Raw genomic sequence first — 17,006 nt, 5'->3', positions numbered from 1 at the left:
TCCATTATACCCTTCATTAATTTTTTAAGTCAATGAAATGAAAGAGGCCGACAAAATGTCAGCCTCTTTCGTATATTTGTATAATTCTATTATATAGTATTGTTTCGAACAAAACGTTCAATTCTAGTTAGCGCTTCTTCAATCGCATCTAAAGAAGTAGCATAAGATAAACGAACATTATTTGGTGCTCCAAATCCAGAACCTGGAACTAATGCTACTTTTTCTTCTTCTAAGATTGCCTCAACCCATGCATCAACATCATTGAAGCCATTTAACTTTACTGCTTCACTTACATTAGGGAACAAGTAAAACGCACCTTTTGGTTTAACACAAGAAACACCTGGAATAGCGATGAGTTGATCAAATACTTTATTTAGACGCTCTTCAAATGCTTGACGCATGTTTTCAACAGAACCATCTTCCTCTGTATATGCTGCGATCGTCCCGTACTGTGCCGTTGTAGTAGGATTTGAAGTGCTATGACTAGCAAGATTCGTCATAGCTTTGATAATATCTGCATTTCCTGCAGCATATCCAATTCTCCAGCCTGTCATTGAGTGAGATTTGGATACCCCATTAACTACAATTGTTTGCTCTTTTATTTGTTCTGATAATTGAGCTACAGATGTATGAACGGCTCCCCCATAAACGAGCTTCTCATAAATCTCATCAGAAACAATAAGAATATCATGTTTTACACATACATCTGCTAATTCTTTTAATTCTTCAGGAGAATACATGGATCCTGTTGGATTACTCGGTGAATTTAAAATAAATGCTTTCGTTTTTTCTGTAATTGCTTGCTCAAGTTGCTCGGCCGTTACTTTGAAATCATTGCTTTCAAACCCTTCAATATATACAGGATTTCCATCAGCTAATTTAACTTGCTCTGGATAACTAACCCAGTACGGTGTCGGGATAACAACTTCATCACCTTCATCTAAAATCGCTTGAAAAAGTGTGTAAAGGACATGTTTTGCCCCTGAGCCTACAAATACCTCATTTTGTTTATATGTAAGTTTTTGATCTTGTTCAAATTTGCCGATAATGGCTTCTTTTAGCTTAGGCAAACCAGCTGATGGCGTATATTTTGTATGTCCTTCTTCCATGGATCTTACAGCAGCATCAATGATATATTTTGGTGTATTAAAATCTGGTTCACCAGCACCAAGCCCAATCACATCATGTCCTTGCTCTTTTAGTTCTTTTGCTTTTGCAGTAATTGCTAACGTTGAAGACGGTGTTAATGTTGACACTCTTTTAGCTAAGTTCATTGTTAATTGTCCCTCCAAAATAATATATATAACACTATAGTGTTTCATCTAAAATCATTCAAGTACTTTGAATAATTTAATAAAAATTAATTTTCAATCTGTTCTTAATACATACCGTTTCATAAATGTCCCGTCTTCAAAAGTTACATAATAATAACCTTTACGATTGTCTTCATTTAAATAAGTCACTTCATAAATCGGTAGGCCTCTTTCAAACCCTAATTTAACAGAGTGGATTTCCTTCACTTGGTCTTCTTGATAAACAATCGAAATAGCATCCTCTTCTGAGATCCCATCTTTCTGGAACTCTAAATGATGTGAATTGAAATCCTCCCTCACCCATACTACTTTCTCTTCTTGATCTTGTGATAAACCTGTAACGACATAATAAGAATTTGTTCCATGGTAATAGGAAATATCTGTTACAGATTGTAACAAGTCTTCTGCCTTGATGTACTGTTCAGCTCGCTCGTATTGTTCTAATAAAGGGTCACGAACCATTTGGTAAGCATAGACTCCAGCTCCCACCATTGAGCAAACCAGTATTATTACAATGAAAATAATTAGTTTCTTCATTTGGAGCCCCTATGTTCGGTAAATGGTAAAAACCATTTTCTCTTGATCTTGCTTATCTAAAGCTAAACCAAACATTAAATCCTTTTCTTTCAGTGTTCTGTTTAATGAGTCAACAATTTTATAAAGATCAGGTGCTTTATTAACACGCACTGTTGATAATACGACCATTTTTTCTTCCATTTTTTCCTCCTACCAATTAAAGTTATTCCTTGATGTACAAGTATTGCTAAACATAGATAAATCGAAAAAGGTGATAATAAAAGTACGCCGTTGAAAGGAGGCGTACCTTTGTCCATACAATCTACTGCAAAACGATTCCAAAAAGAAAAGAATGAAATTGCATTGTTACGTCGGAATGGGTTGGAATGGCCTAAAGTGTTTCCAGTTTCCATTCGCCAAACATTATTTCCAACGATCTTCCAGACGAAGCGCGAGTAAAAACGTCGATATGTTTCATCATACGGCATAGTTAAAAAACAAACAACAACATTTCCTACTCACACCTCAAGTTGTTCTGCACAATGCCCAGTGCAGAACATTTATTTTGAATTTACCATTTGCATTCCTCTTGCTTACTATTATACCGTCGTTATCAATACAGCCCAAAAAAACCCCTAATTACAGGTTAATTAAAAATGGACGGTAACTATTTCATAATCAAAATCATTAATCTTCATAATAACGGAGCCATTTTGTTTTAGTGCATACGTATCAATCCAAGTTTCCTGTAATCTTTCTAATAGTTGACCACTTACCTCTGAGTTTTGTTTTGAGAATAAAATAGCAACTTCTGGATCGATCTCGTTTAGAAATCGTTGTGATGTTCCTTCATTTGCTCCAAATTCAGCTACTTTTAATAGGGAAACACGTGTTAATCCGTTTTCAATCCAATTTCTTTCTAATTGTTCATTAGCTTCTGATGAAAAGAAAATATGATGCTTCTCGTGTATAGACATAATAAAAGAAAGCATCGGCATAAGTGACGGTTGAGAAGGCATCGTTTGAAAAGATACTTGTTCGTTAAAGTCATACTTTTGATCCGCTTCAAACCCCTTAATATCGATTCCTAATTTTTGATATTGATTAATCGCTTGCTCAAGTCCTTCTTCCGGAACAATAATCTCCTCTGTTTGAAACTCGTTAATAATTAGTTGAACATTCCCACTATATTCTTCTTCAAAACGCGGAAGAATGACCGTTTCAATTTGATCGACATTTAGTTTCCTCAACCGAAACAATAACTCATCGGATGATGCTTTCGATCCAGTTCCAATCAGCATTGATTCATTGTTTGGAAATTCAACGTAGGTCGCCTCTCCATCTGTAATATCAAGAAATACAACACCAATATCCTGCTCTTCCAATTGCAAGTCTAATTGGACTTCTTCATCCGTTTCATTTGTAGTAATACGGATATCAAACCCAACCACTAAAAGGAGTAGAGCTAACATTATCCCGAAAAGACGCCTATGCATGACACGTTCGCCTCCAAAATTACATGTAGTCTTGAAATTGTTCAAGTAATGCTTCTAGATCATCTTCATAAACAGGAACATCTGGTAAAGAACGAATAAATTGTTTCCCATATCGAGTAGTAGAAATTCTTCGATCAAACACAAAAACACAACCGCGATCATGGGTCGTTCTTATTAAACGACCAAACCCTTGTTTAAACCGAATAATCGCCTGTGGTAAGGATATTTCCATAAAAGGATTTCGCCCATCTTCTTTTGCTTTATCATATTGAGCTTGTAGCAAAGGTTGATCTGGAGGAGCGAAAGGGAGTCGAACGATGACAAGCGTTTTGAGTTCATCACCTGGTAGATCAATTCCTTCCCAAAAACTACTCGTACCAAATAAGACGGCTTCTTCACTTTGCTTAAACATCTTTGTTAACTTCGCTCTACTTCCACTTGTTATTCCTTGGCCGATTATTTGATACGTTCCAATTTCATTTAAATGTTTAACATGTTTATATACTTGTTTCAACATATCATAAGATGTAAATAACACTAACATTTTTCCTTTTGAGACTTCCATCATTCTCCACAGTTTTAAAGATAGTTCCTCGGCAAATGCTTCTTCACCAACCTCTTTTATAGCTGGGATATCAGTTGGCATAAGCAGTCGAACTTGTTCCATGTAAGAAAATGGTGATGGGATAATTGTTGTTTTGACACCGAAATCGGTAAGTCCCAGTCTTTTTTCCTGATAACGAAAGGTCCCATTGACGGATAATGTTGCAGATGTTAACACTACGCTTTTCTTTTTGGTGAAAAAATGATCTGCCAATAAATCGGAAACATCTATTGGTTTTTTAAACAGAAAAGTGGCATTCTTTGCCCCTCTAGGTTCAACTTCAATCCAATAAACATAGTTTGGATCGTATTCGAGCAACAAATCATACAAAATATCCTCTTGTTCGGATAAAGATTGAACGACACTATCCAGATCAGCTACAAATCCACGATCTTGATAAGTCATATCTTCTCTCATTTCTTGCATTGTTTTAAGGACCCTTTTTAATTGAACAAGACAATCTTTTGCAATCATATGAACTCTCATAGAACATTCCAAAATTGCTTGCCAAACAAGATCTTTTTCAAGGTAACTTTGATATCGGTACCTGATTCTTCCGACATCAGAAGAACTTGTTTTTTGCTTTTGAAGAACAAACCCATGTAGCATTCTAAATAACTCATCGAGTTCTTCTTTTAGGCTGCCTAATAAGTCTGGCAAATCTTTCTTCACCGAGGGAAGTTGATATTGTTCGATTAGCTGATATAAATATCCTAACATTTCATCCTCTACATCTAGCCCAAGTCGCTGAATTAAATAGGTAAAAGTAAAATAATCAGTTTTTGCTCCTAAATGGTCGCTTGCTGTTTCTTCAAGATGATGAGCCTCATCAATTACAGCATAGTAATACGTTGGAAGTAACCCTTGTTCGTTCATTATATCTGTACATAATAGTGCGTGATTGGTAATGACTAAATCGGCTTTTTGTGCCTTTCTCCTTGCTCTATGATAATAACATCTTTGGAACCATGGATTATAACGGCCTAGATCTGATGCAGCATCACTTTGAACTTCAAACCAAAAGCCCTTTCCCCCAGAGGGTAGATTTAATTCTTCAACATCACCTGTCTCAGTTTCTGTTATCCAAATTAGCAGCAATGCCTTAGTTAAAATGACATCATAACTATCACTATCAATTGTCGATAAGGACTGTTCAAATTTTCGTAAACATAAATAATGACTTCTCCCTTTGAGTAGCGTAACATCAATGGAAAAAGGCAGTATCGTTTTTAATAAAGGCAAATCTCTCGTTAATAACTGTTCCTGTAATGGAATGGTTTGAGTACTTACGATAACCGGTTGCTGGTGTTCGTGTGCATAAAAAGCAGCTGGAACCAAGTAACCTAAAGATTTCCCAGTACCAGTACCTGCCTCAATCATTAAGTGTTCATTTAATTGAAAGGCATAATCTACTTCTTTCATCATTCGTCTCTGACCAGGTCTTAACTCATAATTTGTAAATGCGTCTTGTAATGTCCCTTCTTCCGCAAATAACTTTTGGGAGTAACTGGAAAAGGAATAAGTCTGAGTATTTTCTACATTTGATGAACCTTCAGGAATTCTTTTAATGGCCAATTGTCGATAGCAATCAAAGCGCTCCTCATTATCTTCACCTTTATTTAATTTTTCATGAATCATCTCAGATAAAACTGGTTCTAAATCACTTTTAAATTTCCGTACTAACGGGACTAATTGTTGTAAAGTTAATACCGGTAACTGTTTTAATGTATGTATTAGTTTTAAGAATAAAGCTGCTGTTACCTCAGCATCGCTGTCCGCTTGATGAGGTCGATCATGAGAAAAACCTAAATGCTCTGCTAAGTGACTTAATTTATAACTTTCTTGTTGCGGCAATAAAATTCTCGACAATTCAACTGTATCAAATACGGGCATTCTGGGAAATTGGTATCCTTCATGTTCAACTTGCTTACGCAAAAAAGATAAATCAAAATCAACATTGTGCGCAACGAATGCACTCTCTTCAAAAAGTGAAAGCAATTCGGGATAATCTCAAAAAAAGTAGGGGCAGTTGCTACTGTTTCATCTGAAATTCCTGTTAAGTCCTTAATAAAGGGTGGGATCGGCTTCCCTGGATTAACAAATGAAGCAAATGTTTCTACAATCTCCCCATCCTCAATAACAACTGCACCTATTTGGATCACCCGATCACCCTTTGTGACCGAATGTCCCGTTGTTTCCACATCTACTACTGTATATCGTTCTTTCATCTTTCACCTCAACTATAAAACCTATTCCATAAGCATGCGTTCTCTAATGTCTGGCCAGGATTTTTCAAGCCAGTTAAGAGAATCTTTTGCACCTTGATTACTTGGGTCAAGCACATATACTTCGCGGAAAAATTTAAAAGCATTTTCCTTATCATCCAATAAAGCATAATTCCAAGCAAAACCATGTAGTACTTGAATAGAATTTCCATGTTTTTCTTGAATCCTTTTATAACAATGAATAGCTGCATAATGATACCCATGCCACTCACAGACATAGGCTAAAGATAGCAATGCTTGTTGTGAGTCTAATAAGTGGATACTGGTTGTCCAAGAAGCCCATGCAGCATCCTTGTCACCCTCTTCCCATTGACAGCACCCTAGGTAAAATAACGCTTCACCATCTTCAGGTATTTGTTCACAATAAGTGATAAAATAGTCTTTAGCAAGTGGATAGGCTGCCTTCAGGAAGTTGCATATTCCTAAATTATACACGACATCTACAGTAGAAGTAAGTTCTTTAGCCGCTTCAAAGGAAGCAATTGCATCATCAAATCGTTCTTCTTTCGTTAAAACACACCCAAGACCAACATGAGCAAAATGTTTTATGACTGTCTGTCGACTTATATGAACTAAATACAGAAACATTTCTTTCGCTTCTGCAAACTTATTTGCAAAAAGGAATGCAAAACCTAAATACAACCTTCTAAGCTCTTCTTTATCTCCATTTGTTTTTTCTCTTTTTAGTTCATAAATCGCGTGTTCAAACATTTCTAGCTCGTAGTAAAGGGTCCCTTTCGAGTGATAACAAATGGAACTTTTATTTCCGACTTCTACACGAAGTTGATTTAATTTTTCATCTAATTCTGTCCATGTATCTAAAAGCGTTCCTGCAGCTTCCTCTAAATATTTAATTTGTTCGTCTTGCTCATCTTTTGACAAAAGTGCCCATTTCTTTTCTGTTTCTTTAAAAATGGACTGCCATGTGAATAACCAGTCATTCAAAAAAATCCCCTCCTCTCGATCCTTATAAATAAGTGTTTATCGAAGAGGAGAGGAATATGCGAGTTAAAGAACGGTAGAAGCTGGCTCTTGGTGTACCATTTCAACAATTTGATTGTTTTCATTCATGATCGCTACTTTTGGCTGATGATTCTTAACCTTTTCTTCCGCAACTAGCGCGTAAGAAATCACGATAATAACATCACCTTCTTGAACAAGTCTTGCTGCTGCACCATTTAAACAAAATACATTACTGCCTCTTGCACCTTTAATTACATATGTCTCGAAGCGAGCACCATTATTATTGTTAACTATTTGAACTTTTTCATTTTCTGCAATATCAACCGCGTCCATAATGTCTTCATCTATCGTAATACTACCAACATAATTTAAATTGGATTCTGTTACACGAGCACGATGGATTTTTGCTTTCATCATTGTACGAAACATGAATATTTTCCCCCTAGATTTCCAAAATAAGATTGTCAATTAATCGCGCATTTTTGTATTGGTAGGCAATTGCCAAGATTATAGTTCCGTTAAGTTCTTCAGGTCGATCCAAACTTGGATAACGAAGAATTGATAAATAATCAAGTTTGCCAGAACCCGATTGCAACTTCGTATTCATTTTATCTAATACTAATTGAGGGATTCTTTCTCCATTCTCTATAAGCTCTTTCCCATACAAAAGTGTACGATAAAGGAAAGACGCCTCATTTCTTTCACCATCAGAAAGATAGACATTTCTAGAGCTCTTAGCTAATCCATCCTCTTCCCTTATTGTCTGACAGATAACTATGTCAACAGGGATATTAAATGCCGAAACCATATTCATAATAATTGCTACTTGTTGAGCATCTTTCTGACCAAAAAACGCTTCCGTCGGCTGAACAATTTGAAATAACTTCATGACGACGGTAGCCACTCCATCAAAATGACCTGGTCTGCTTGCTCCACATAAAACGTCAACACCTTTATTAACATGTATTGTCATGGGCATCTCCACAGGATACATTTCATCAACGGAAGGATAGAATAATAAATCTGCGCCTGCTCCATTTGCCAAACGTTCATCTCGCTCTATATCACGTGGATAGCGATCAAGATCTTCATTAGGTCCAAATTGTAAAGGGTTAACAAAAATACTAACAACGACAATATCGTGTTTCTTTCTAGCTTCATCAATTAAGCTAAGATGCCCTTCATGTAAATAACCCATTGTTGGCACAAAACCAACTGTTTGACCTTTGCTCTTTGCATTTTGAACTTCTCTTCTTACTTTTTCTATCGTTTCTATGATTTTCACGAATGAACTCCCCCATATAATCCTCTTAGGGCTTCTTCACTCATTGTGAAAGAATGTTCTTTCGCTGGAAATCTCTTTTCCTTTACTTCTGTAACATACATTTTTAATGCATCTTCAATCATTGGAGAAATCTTCGTATAACTTTTAACAAATTTAGGTACATGAACATTTCCATAGCCTATGACATCATGATAAACCAGAACTTGACCATCAGTATCGACTCCCGCGCCAATTCCAATAATAGGAACATTGCAAGCCTCTGAAAGCATTTTGCCTACTTGTTCAGGCACGCACTCTACAACAATCGCAAATACTCCAGCTTCTTCAAGAGCTTTAGCGTCATCGACAAGTGTCAATGCAGATTGTACATCCTTTCCTTGAACACGATATCCACCTAAAACCCCACCGATTGGGGAGTCAAACCTAAATGTCCCATTACCGGAACACCTGCAGCTGTCAGCTTGGAAATGGTTCCAATGACATCACCTGCACCTTCGAGCTTCACAGCATTTGCTCCAGCTTCTTGCATTAATTGGCTCGCATTTTTAAACGTTTCTTCAATGCTTGAATGGTACGTTAAAAAAGGCATGTCCGTCACAATAAAAGTATCTTTTGCTCCTCGACGAGCCGCCTTAGTATGAAGCACCATATCATCAAGTGTAACAGGAATGGTTGAATCATACCCTAATACGACCATTCCAAGAGAATCTCCAACAAGAATCATATCTGTGCCAGCGTCTTCAACATGTTTTGCAGCAGGTGCATCATACGCTGTCATCATTGTGATCTTTTCCTTCTCCTTTTTCATCTTAAAAAAGCTTGCAGTAGTTTTCATTTCATATCCTCCTTTTTTAAAGGAGGGGCTCATGTAACGAAAAACGCACCAATTAAAAAAAGTTACCTAGAGAACAAGATACATACGTAACCTTGAGCACAGAGGTAACTCTCATAGCCAATATTGGCTTGAATAAAAATCAAAGCCAAAAATTGGCCTTGCGTACGTTTAAGTTATGCAACCCCTCTGTCCTAGTCCAAACTGGATCAAGGCAGATCCGCTATTTTAATAAGTATTACGGTGCAGTTCCAAATGGATACCGCCCATCACAAAAAGTATAACAGCATCTATTACTTTTGGGAAGCAATTTCAATGTCTGCAGAATAAATCTTATGTGTAACACCTTGCTGATCTTCAACCAACAATACGCCATCATCGGTTATGCCTTTAGCAAATCCATAAATTACTTCTCTCATTGTTCTGGCATATATATATGTTCCAACACTTATGGAATTAGCTTCCCATAGCGATTTTATTGGCTTAAAACCTTCTTCTAAATATAAATCATATAATGTCTCTAGTTCGTTTAATATAGCAGCAATTAACTGAGCTCTCTCAATTACTCTACCTTTAACAATCCGTAATGAAGTTGCTACTTCTTTAATTTCGTCATCAAACTCACTTGAATCTTGGTTTACGTTTAAACCGATTCCAATAATGATCGAGTGAACAACATCTGGATCAGCTTGCATTTCGGTTAAGATGCCAACCAATTTCTTTCCATTCAATAAAATATCATTCGGCCATTTGATATCACAGCTAATCCCAACGTTACTTTTGATAGCTCGGACAACAGCAACTGCTGCCAATAAAGTAAGTTGCGGTGTTTGTTGGGGAGGGAGTTCTGGTCTTAAAATAATACTCATCGAAACACTAGTACCTGATTTTGAATACCATTTTCTCCCTAGGCGTCCTTTCCCAGCAGTTTGCTCATTTGCAATTACAACATGACCTTCTTTTACGCCCTTATGTGAAAGTTCATGAGCAACCGTTTGAGTTGACTCTATCTCATTAAAATAAGTAATTTCGCTTCCAAAGCGATTGGTCTTTAAGGCTACCTTTACTTCATGGGGTTGAATGCCGTCCCCTTTGCTTACCAAACGATAGCCCTTACGTGGAGCAGATTCAAGTTGGTAACCATTTTTTCTTAGTTCATCAATATGTTTCCAAATAGCGGTTCTTGAGCATCCTAATTTCTGACTAATCTTCTCACCTGAAACAAACTCACCTGGGTGTTCTGCAAAAACTTTCAATAATTCTTCTTTTAACATTGCTCACACCTCCTCAATGCCTTTATAAGGTCTTCTATTGAATTCGGGCATTCTCCTGTTACAACCAATCGTTCAGCCTGATTTAAAGCATCCCTTATCCAAGGCCCTTGCTCTTTCCTTGTTATTCTTAATAAGTCACTACCTGTAATAGCAAGTTCGGTTCTGCTTTGAATCGGTAGGCTCGTCCACATTGAAGATACATTATCTTTACTAATGGATGTTAAGTTAAATAGAAAACGTAAATTCTCCACGTCTAGTGCCACATTTAAGGTCGCATTATAAAGTTCAAAAGGAGTCCAACTTTTCTCTAATCTTAATTTATAAAATTTCATTCTCAGCTTAACTGCTCTTTGTATTTGATTCGAAAGCGCTAACCGTTTTAAAGGCTTTTCATCTTCATGCCCCATACAAATACAATAAGCAGTCCAACAAACAATTTCAGATTGCCCCGCCAAACTTCTTAACATTGAAAGTTTCTGTATGCCAATTGAGGTAAGCCTCAATCCTGGAAGTGAATGGTGAAGTTTTGCCTTTTGCATCAAAGTAAGGGAATCATTACGGTAACTTCCCTTTATTAGCTTTAACCATTCTTTCACAACCCGTTCAATTGCAATCTCCTTTACTGCTCCACGATGCTTATTGATTGTATTCAATAACTGTTCATCAATAACAAATCCTAATTCGCTAACAAAACGAAACACTCTCAACATGCGTAACGGGTCTTCTGTCATCCGCCTTTCTGGTTCAACTGAACGCAAAAGCTTCAGGGATAGGTCTTGTTTTCCGTTTACAAGGTCAACGAGTTCTTCCTTCTCATTTAGAGCTAAGCTATTGATCGTTAAATCCCTAGCTTTTAGATCTTCTTCAAGACTTGAACCTTTTATTGTCGTTACTTCAAAAAGAATTCCTTTAACTTTAACGAGGATTGTTTGATGCTCTGTATTCAATTGATGAACACTAGAGAATATTTGTGATACATCATTAGGCTTAGCAGTGGTGACGATGTCAATATCAGCTACTGGCCGTTGTAATAGTAAATCACGTACAGCCCCACCTACCACATAAGCTTCATAACCATTTGTTTTCAACGTCTGAATGACTGCCTGTGCTTCTTGCCAATGCTGCATCACAACTTACCCTCATTTCTGAATGACTTGACAATAAAGTCTTTCATACTCGGAAACAACTGTCTCAGAGTGAAAGACCGACTGAACATGCTCCATCGCTCTCAACGAGAACGCTTCGTAACTCGATTGATCTAATAGTAGAGACACTGCTTTGTCTGCTACACAATTCACATCACCAATATCACATAAATAACCTGTTTGACCATCAACTATTACTTCTGGTATTCCGCCAGCATTTGTACCGATAACTGGCACACCGCATGCCATTGCTTCTAGAGCTACAAGTCCGAAACTTTCTTTCTCACTCAACAACAGCATTAAGTTACTCATTGAAAGTAATTCAGCAATATGTTTTTGGTTACCTAAAAACAATACTCTGTCTTTTATTTTAAAATCATTTACTAGTTGTCTTGCAATCGCCAACTCAGGTCCATTGCCAATTAAGAGTAATTTTGCTTTTACCTTCTCGGCAATAAGAGCAAAACTTTTTATAATATCAGGTATTCTCTTAACTGGTCTAAAGTTAGAAATATGTATAACGACTTTTTCATCTTCTTCAATTTTGTAATGTTTCTTTAGTTCATCAACGTTGAGCTTCTTATATACGTTCTCATCAATAAAATTATAAACCGTCTGAATTTCTTTATTTGTTGCGATAAGAGCTCTTGTTTGTTTTACTAAATCATCTGATACTGCTGTAACAAGGTCTGACTGTTCAATCCCAAATTTAATTAAGTCTTTCATTGAGGGATCGTACCCTAATACAGTTATATCTGTTCCATGTAGTGTAGTAATAATTTTTAAATCTCCATTTAAAATTTGTTTCGCTAAAATCGCACAAATTGCATGTGGTACAGCGTAGTGTACATGAATTAAATCTAATTTTTGCCTTTTTGCAACTTCTGCTATTTTGCTAGCAAGTGTTAAATCGTATGGAGGATATTGAAAGACCGAATATTGATTAACCTCAACTTCATGATAATAGATATTTGGATATACACGGTCAAGACGAAACGGCACACTTGAGGTAATAAAATGTACCTCGTGTCCACGTGCTGCTAACAATTTCCCAAGTTCCGTTGCAACAACACCCGATCCCCCAACTGTAGGATAGCAACTAATTCCAATCTTAAGCTTCATCGTTCGTTCCCTGCCTATTAAATAGATCTGATAGAATGAGCGGTTTAGATGTTATAAATCCTTCTGCGAACTTAACTCCCACTTCTTTTCCAAACAGTCGTTCTCGAGCTTTTACACTTGCAATATAATCATCAGTTAATGGCGTAGAAATAGATTGAGCAGTTGAGGTAAATTGACTTTTATACGCCTGCAACGCATTGACCTTTTGTTCCATCTCGTTAGAAACATCAATCACAAAATCAGGGTGCTCATAACCATTAATAAAATAGTAGAATAAGTCGTCCGTTCGATGGGCCTCTATACGACGAGCACACTGATAGTTTTTTATTCCTGCGTTAAAAACCGCTTCGCGAATTATTGAAGCACACGCCCCGTGATCAGGGTGACGGTCTTTTTCATATGGTGCAAAAACAAAAGTAGGACGGTATTCTCTAATGACCGAAACAACTTCAGCTAATTCCATTTGGGTAATGTATTTTAAACCTCTATCTTGTATTTCCATCTGAACACGAGTAGTGATCCCGAGAATTGTACTAGCAGCTTTAGCTTCTTTTTGTCTAATTTCTACGGTCCCATTTGATGATAATTCAGCCTTTGTTAAATCACATATGCCAATCTTGTATCCATTTGCAGAATACTGGGCTAAAGTAGCCCCCATCCCGATTTCAACATCATCAGGATGGGCACCAAAAGCCAGAATATCAAGCTTCATCATTCAAACCCATCCTTATCTTCTTCTCGCCAAGCAAAATCTCCTCTCTCTAATCCCTTAATTAATACTTCAGCTGTTCCCATATTGGTTGCAAGAGGAACTTGACGAACATCACAAAGGCGGATAAGAGCAGAAACATCTGGCTCATGCGGTTGGGCAGTTAAAGGATCACGGAAAAATAAAATAAGATCAAATTTGTTGTCAGCAACAAGCGCACCAATTTGCTGGTCTCCCCCTAATGGGCCAGATTTAAATCTTTTTACTGTTAAATTGGTTGCTTCCATCACTTTAGTACCTGTCGTTCCTGTTCCATAAAGCTCATGTTTTGCTAAAATCTTTTCATAGGCTATCGCAAATTGAACCATATCTGGCTTTTTCTTATCGTGTGCAATTAGTGCAATTCTCATTTGTTTCTCCCCCTTAATAAATGAATTCTTTATTCAATAATGTGCTCTAATCCATAGACTAACGTATCAATCTTTAAAGCAGATTCAACTGCTAATTTTACTCCAGGCATAAATGAAGCACGATTAATCGAATCGTGACGAATCGTTAATGTTTGACCTTCCCCACCAAAAATCACTTCCTGATGAGCGACACGCCCAGGTAATCGAACACTATGTATACGCATCCCTTCAAAATCTGCTCCTCTTGCCCCTTGTAATTCTTCTGTTTCATTTGGGTGGCCTTGAGCTTTCTCTGCACGTACTTCCGAGATAAGCTGAGCGGTTTTTATCGCCGTACCAGAAGGGGCATCTAATTTCCGGTCATGATGTTGTTCAATAATTTCTACATCTGGTAAATACTTAGCAGCTAATTGTGAGAATTTCATCATTAAGATAGCTCCTATAGCAAAGTTTGGAGCAATAATCGCTCCGAGTCCTTTCTCTTCAGCGATTGCTCTCAACTCAGAAATATCAGAATCCGTAAACCCTGTTGTTCCTACAACTGGACGTACTCCATTTGCAAAAGCAATCTCCATATGTTTACGACCAAAGGCCGGTGCCGTTAAATCAATTAGTACATCCACGTCCAATTCTTCAAAACACTTTTGCATATCTATATAAACAGGTGCGTCTATACCGTGAAATCCTTCTATTTCACTTAAATTCATTCCCTCATGTTTTGAATCAACAACTGCTACAAGACTAAAATGCTCTGTTTCCGATACCATTTTCACAGCTTCTTTTCCCATATTCCCCCGAGGCCCAGCTACTACAATCTTAACTTTATTCATCATCTTTACCGTCTCCTTCTATTCTTGTCCATCTATTTTTATCACGTACTTCAAATTTTTTCATTACTAAATCGAAAGCTTCATCCAAATTAATATTCAAGGAATTGGCAAAACAGATTAACACAAATAAGATATCGCCCATTTCCTGTTCCATCGTGTTCGCTTCTTCATTAGCCTTTTTTGGCTTCTCACCATAATAATGATTCACTTCTCTTGCTAGTTCTCCTACCTCCTCACTCATTCGTGCAAGCATAGCTAGCGGAGAAAAATAACCTTCTTTAAATTGACTTATATATGTATCAACTTCTTCTTGCATTTGTTTCATTGATTTCTCTGACATTTACTTCACCTCTACTCTCTCGAAATCCATGTTAACGAATTGTGACCATTTTGACAAATACATACACCTGTTATAGAGTCCGAGGGCCAAAAAGAAAACGATTGATCTTTGGATTTGCCGTTGTCAGATAGTTTCTATATAATAGGCATGAAATTCCAATATTATTTTATCATAAGGAGGTCTTCATGGCTTATAAGGTGCGTATAAAAAATATATTATTTATATTGTTTGGCTCTGCCATTTTATCCTTTGGACTTGTTTATTTTAATATGGAAAATAATTTAGCTGACGGTGGCTTTACAGGCATTACACTAATACTTTATTTTATTTTTCTTATTAATCCAGCGATTTCAAATCTTATCTTAAATATACCTCTTTTCTTCATTGGATGGAAAGTCCTTGGCAAAGTTACTTTTATTTATACAATTATCGGGACAGTTGGTGTTTCCCTTTTTCTTGAAATTTTTCAACGATATCGTGTAATCAATATCCCTTTACATGACGACATGACATTAGCTGCTCTTTTCGCTGGGGTCTTTATTGGCGTTGGATTAGGAATTGTTTTTCGTTATGGCGGGACAACAGGTGGGGTTGATATAATAGCCAAACTTGGATATAAGTATTTAGGTTGGAGTATGGGAAAAACAATGTTTATGTTTGATGCGTTAGTGATTGCAACTTCTTTAATATACTTAAATTATCGTGAAGCTATGTATACACTTCTTGCTGTTTTCGTCGCTGCAAAAGTAATTGATTTTATCCAACAAGGTGCTTATTCAGCAAAAGCTTCTCACATCATCTCAGATAAAGTTCCAGAAATTGCATCAGCCATCATGCAAGAGATGGACCGTGGAGCTACAATACTTAAAGGCAAAGGAAGCTTCACTGGTACTGATAAAGAAATCCTCTATTGTGTCGTTGGTCGTAATGAATTGATTCGCCTAAAGACCCTGGTAGAGAGAATCGATCCACATGCCTTTGTTACTGTAAATGATGTTCAAGATGTCATTGGAGAAGGTTTCACTTTAGATGAAAATAAAAAACCATTAAACATATAAACAAAAAAAGCTTGGAGCTAATGCCCCAAGCTTCTTAATCATCATTATTCATCCCAATATACATAAGGATAAAACGAGCTAACTCTAATAACGCTACAAGTGCACCTGCAACATACGTTAAAGCTGCTGCATTTAACACTTTGCGAGTCTCACGTTCTTCATCGTTTCGAATTACACCAGTCGATACAATCTGTTCCATCGCTCGACTAGATGCATTGAACTCAACCGGTAATGTAACAAGCTGGAAAAGAACTGCTGCTGCCATCGCAAAAATTCCTAATAGTATAAAACCAGAAGCGCCCATCAAAATACCTGCAAGAATTAAGAAAAAGGATGCATTGGAACCAAAACTTGCAACCGGAACTAATGCATGACGGAATCTTAAGAAAGCATACCCCTCTGCATCCTGCATTGCGTGACCGACTTCGTGAGCAGCAACTGCTGCACCTGCAACACTCGTTCCATGATAGTTATCCGTGGAGAGACGAACAACCTTTGAACGAGGATCATAGTGGTCTGTCAATGTTCCACGTGTTTCTTCAATTCTCACGTCATATAAACCGTTATCATCTAAAATCTTTCTAGCTACTTGCGCTCCCGTTAAACCTGATGAAGCATGTACTTGAGAATATTTGCGATAAGCGCCTTTTACTCTCATTTGTGCCCAAATCGGGATGATGAGCAACAAGATAAAGTAAATCAAAAAAGCCATTGATGTATCACCTCTATAAGTATTTCTTACTATTTATTTTAAAAGGAATATCAAACAAAGTCAAAACAAAAACACTATTCACGTAGTGGCTTCGTGAAGTTCTCACATTTTT

17 protein-coding genes and 2 pseudogenes are annotated in these 17,006 nt (G+C 37.0%); 2 read left to right on the top strand and 17 right to left on the bottom strand.

Annotated elements, in window-relative coordinates:
* Nucleotides 1–89 precede the first annotated feature (89 nt).
* The 3 genes from BkAM31D_RS10295 to BkAM31D_RS10285 all read right to left on the bottom strand — a co-directional run bounded on the left by BkAM31D_RS10295 (nt 90) and on the right by BkAM31D_RS10285 (nt 2,030).
* Nucleotides 90–1,274, bottom strand: coding sequence for a pyridoxal phosphate-dependent aminotransferase (locus BkAM31D_RS10295; RefSeq protein ID WP_066151451.1), 1,185 nt, complete (start codon nt 1,272–1,274; stop codon nt 90–92).
* A gap of 93 nt (nt 1,275–1,367) precedes the next feature.
* Complete coding sequence (locus BkAM31D_RS10290) at nt 1,368–1,850, bottom strand: cell wall elongation regulator TseB-like domain-containing protein (RefSeq protein WP_066151453.1); 483 nt, start codon at nt 1,848–1,850, stop codon at nt 1,368–1,370.
* A gap of 9 nt (nt 1,851–1,859) precedes the next feature.
* Nucleotides 1,860–2,030, bottom strand: coding sequence for a YpmA family protein (locus BkAM31D_RS10285; protein WP_084372041.1), 171 nt, complete (start codon nt 2,028–2,030; stop codon nt 1,860–1,862).
* Nucleotides 2,031–2,138: 108 nt separating this feature from the next.
* Here BkAM31D_RS10285 and BkAM31D_RS23535 point away from each other — a divergent pair, with 108 nt between their 5' ends.
* A complete protein-coding gene (locus BkAM31D_RS23535) occupies nt 2,139–2,288 on the top strand; it encodes a hypothetical protein (RefSeq protein ID WP_157076766.1) in 150 nt (49 codons plus the stop codon).
* A gap of 191 nt (nt 2,289–2,479) precedes the next feature.
* Here BkAM31D_RS23535 and BkAM31D_RS10280 read toward each other — a convergent pair whose 3' ends face one another.
* The 13 genes and pseudogenes from BkAM31D_RS10280 to BkAM31D_RS10220 all read right to left on the bottom strand — a co-directional run bounded on the left by BkAM31D_RS10280 (nt 2,480) and on the right by BkAM31D_RS10220 (nt 15,124).
* A complete protein-coding gene (locus BkAM31D_RS10280; protein ID WP_066151455.1) occupies nt 2,480–3,325 on the bottom strand; it encodes a ComEC/Rec2 family competence protein in 846 nt (281 codons plus the stop codon).
* A gap of 19 nt (nt 3,326–3,344) precedes the next feature.
* Nucleotides 3,345–6,157: pseudogene (gene dinG, locus BkAM31D_RS10275) on the bottom strand (ATP-dependent DNA helicase DinG).
* 21 nt (nt 6,158–6,178) lie between these two features.
* Complete coding sequence (locus BkAM31D_RS10270) at nt 6,179–7,159, bottom strand: tetratricopeptide repeat protein (RefSeq protein ID WP_066151458.1); 981 nt, start codon at nt 7,157–7,159, stop codon at nt 6,179–6,181.
* Between the two features lie 63 nt (nt 7,160–7,222).
* Nucleotides 7,223–7,606 carry an aspartate 1-decarboxylase gene (gene panD / locus BkAM31D_RS10265; protein WP_066151460.1) on the bottom strand — a complete coding sequence of 128 codons (384 nt, stop codon included), beginning with the start codon at nt 7,604–7,606 and terminating at the stop codon, nt 7,223–7,225.
* Between the two features lie 13 nt (nt 7,607–7,619).
* Entirely contained in the window at nt 7,620–8,462 is an 843-nt protein-coding gene (gene panC / locus BkAM31D_RS10260) for a pantoate--beta-alanine ligase (RefSeq protein ID WP_066151461.1), read from the bottom strand.
* Nucleotides 8,459–9,297 (bottom strand): annotated as a pseudogene (panB, locus tag BkAM31D_RS10255) (3-methyl-2-oxobutanoate hydroxymethyltransferase). The gene panC and the pseudogene panB overlap by 4 nt, the downstream one beginning before the upstream one ends.
* 290 nt (nt 9,298–9,587) lie before the next feature.
* Nucleotides 9,588–10,568 carry a biotin--[acetyl-CoA-carboxylase] ligase gene (locus tag BkAM31D_RS10250; RefSeq protein WP_066151464.1) on the bottom strand — a complete coding sequence of 327 codons (981 nt, stop codon included), beginning with the start codon at nt 10,566–10,568 and terminating at the stop codon, nt 9,588–9,590.
* Nucleotides 10,562–11,695: a CCA tRNA nucleotidyltransferase gene (locus BkAM31D_RS10245; RefSeq protein ID WP_066151465.1), complete on the bottom strand. Its 1,134-nt coding sequence runs from the start codon at nt 11,693–11,695 to the stop codon at nt 10,562–10,564. The genes BkAM31D_RS10250 and BkAM31D_RS10245 overlap by 7 nt, the downstream gene beginning before the upstream one ends.
* A 12-nt stretch (nt 11,696–11,707) precedes the next feature.
* Complete coding sequence (gene bshA, locus BkAM31D_RS10240; protein ID WP_066151466.1) at nt 11,708–12,835, bottom strand: N-acetyl-alpha-D-glucosaminyl L-malate synthase BshA; 1,128 nt, start codon at nt 12,833–12,835, stop codon at nt 11,708–11,710.
* Nucleotides 12,825–13,550: a bacillithiol biosynthesis deacetylase BshB1 gene (gene bshB1 / locus BkAM31D_RS10235; protein WP_066151468.1), complete on the bottom strand. Its 726-nt coding sequence runs from the start codon at nt 13,548–13,550 to the stop codon at nt 12,825–12,827. Before bshB1 ends, bshA begins: the two co-directional genes overlap by 11 nt.
* On the bottom strand, nt 13,547–13,954 hold the full coding sequence (mgsA, locus tag BkAM31D_RS10230) for a methylglyoxal synthase (RefSeq protein ID WP_066151470.1): 408 nt from the start codon (nt 13,952–13,954) through the stop codon (nt 13,547–13,549). Before mgsA ends, bshB1 begins: the two co-directional genes overlap by 4 nt.
* A gap of 29 nt (nt 13,955–13,983) precedes the next feature.
* On the bottom strand, nt 13,984–14,784 hold the full coding sequence (dapB, locus tag BkAM31D_RS10225; RefSeq protein ID WP_066151799.1) for a 4-hydroxy-tetrahydrodipicolinate reductase: 801 nt from the start codon (nt 14,782–14,784) through the stop codon (nt 13,984–13,986).
* Entirely contained in the window at nt 14,777–15,124 is a 348-nt protein-coding gene (locus BkAM31D_RS10220) for a nucleotide pyrophosphohydrolase (RefSeq protein WP_066151472.1), read from the bottom strand. The genes dapB and BkAM31D_RS10220 overlap by 8 nt, the downstream gene beginning before the upstream one ends.
* Nucleotides 15,125–15,309: 185 nt before the next feature.
* Here BkAM31D_RS10220 and BkAM31D_RS10215 point away from each other — a divergent pair, with 185 nt between their 5' ends.
* Complete coding sequence (locus BkAM31D_RS10215; protein ID WP_066151473.1) at nt 15,310–16,182, top strand: YitT family protein; 873 nt, start codon at nt 15,310–15,312, stop codon at nt 16,180–16,182.
* Between the two features lie 34 nt (nt 16,183–16,216).
* Here BkAM31D_RS10215 and BkAM31D_RS10210 read toward each other — a convergent pair whose 3' ends face one another.
* Nucleotides 16,217–16,894, bottom strand: a complete 678-nt coding sequence (locus BkAM31D_RS10210) for a zinc metallopeptidase (protein ID WP_066151474.1) — start codon at nt 16,892–16,894, stop codon at nt 16,217–16,219.
* Nucleotides 16,895–17,006 lie beyond the last annotated feature (112 nt).

The organism is Halalkalibacter krulwichiae, assembly GCF_002109385.1.
GTDB lineage: Bacteria > Bacillota > Bacilli > Bacillales > Bacillaceae_D > Halalkalibacter > Halalkalibacter krulwichiae.
The sequence above is the reverse complement of the archived record's forward strand: the minus strand, read 5'-3'. Positions and strand labels throughout refer to the sequence as shown.

Bases quoted from the DNA above. Each gene is read 5' to 3' on its own strand.
- BkAM31D_RS10295 (WP_066151451.1), bottom strand. From the start codon at position 1,274: ATGAACTTAGCTAAAAGAGTGTCAACATTAACACCGTCTTCAACGTTA.
- BkAM31D_RS10290 (WP_066151453.1), bottom strand. From the start codon at position 1,850: ATGAAGAAACTAATTATTTTCATTGTAATAATACTGGTTTGCTCAATG.
- BkAM31D_RS10285 (WP_084372041.1), bottom strand. From the start codon at position 2,030: ATGGAAGAAAAAATGGTCGTATTATCAACAGTGCGTGTTAATAAAGCA.
- BkAM31D_RS10280 (WP_066151455.1), bottom strand. From the start codon at position 3,325: ATGCATAGGCGTCTTTTCGGGATAATGTTAGCTCTACTCCTTTTAGTG.
- panD (WP_066151460.1), bottom strand. From the start codon at position 7,606: ATGTTTCGTACAATGATGAAAGCAAAAATCCATCGTGCTCGTGTAACA.
- BkAM31D_RS10250 (WP_066151464.1), bottom strand. From the start codon at position 10,568: ATGTTAAAAGAAGAATTATTGAAAGTTTTTGCAGAACACCCAGGTGAG.
- BkAM31D_RS10245 (WP_066151465.1), bottom strand. From the start codon at position 11,695: ATGCAGCATTGGCAAGAAGCACAGGCAGTCATTCAGACGTTGAAAACA.
- bshA (WP_066151466.1), bottom strand. From the start codon at position 12,835: ATGAAGCTTAAGATTGGAATTAGTTGCTATCCTACAGTTGGGGGATCG.
- bshB1 (WP_066151468.1), bottom strand. From the start codon at position 13,550: ATGATGAAGCTTGATATTCTGGCTTTTGGTGCCCATCCTGATGATGTT.
- mgsA (WP_066151470.1), bottom strand. From the start codon at position 13,954: ATGAGAATTGCACTAATTGCACACGATAAGAAAAAGCCAGATATGGTT.
- dapB (WP_066151799.1), bottom strand. From the start codon at position 14,784: ATGAATAAAGTTAAGATTGTAGTAGCTGGGCCTCGGGGGAATATGGGA.
- BkAM31D_RS10220 (WP_066151472.1), bottom strand. From the start codon at position 15,124: ATGTCAGAGAAATCAATGAAACAAATGCAAGAAGAAGTTGATACATAT.
- BkAM31D_RS10215 (WP_066151473.1), top strand. From the start codon at position 15,310: ATGGCTTATAAGGTGCGTATAAAAAATATATTATTTATATTGTTTGGC.
- BkAM31D_RS10210 (WP_066151474.1), bottom strand. From the start codon at position 16,894: ATGGCTTTTTTGATTTACTTTATCTTGTTGCTCATCATCCCGATTTGG.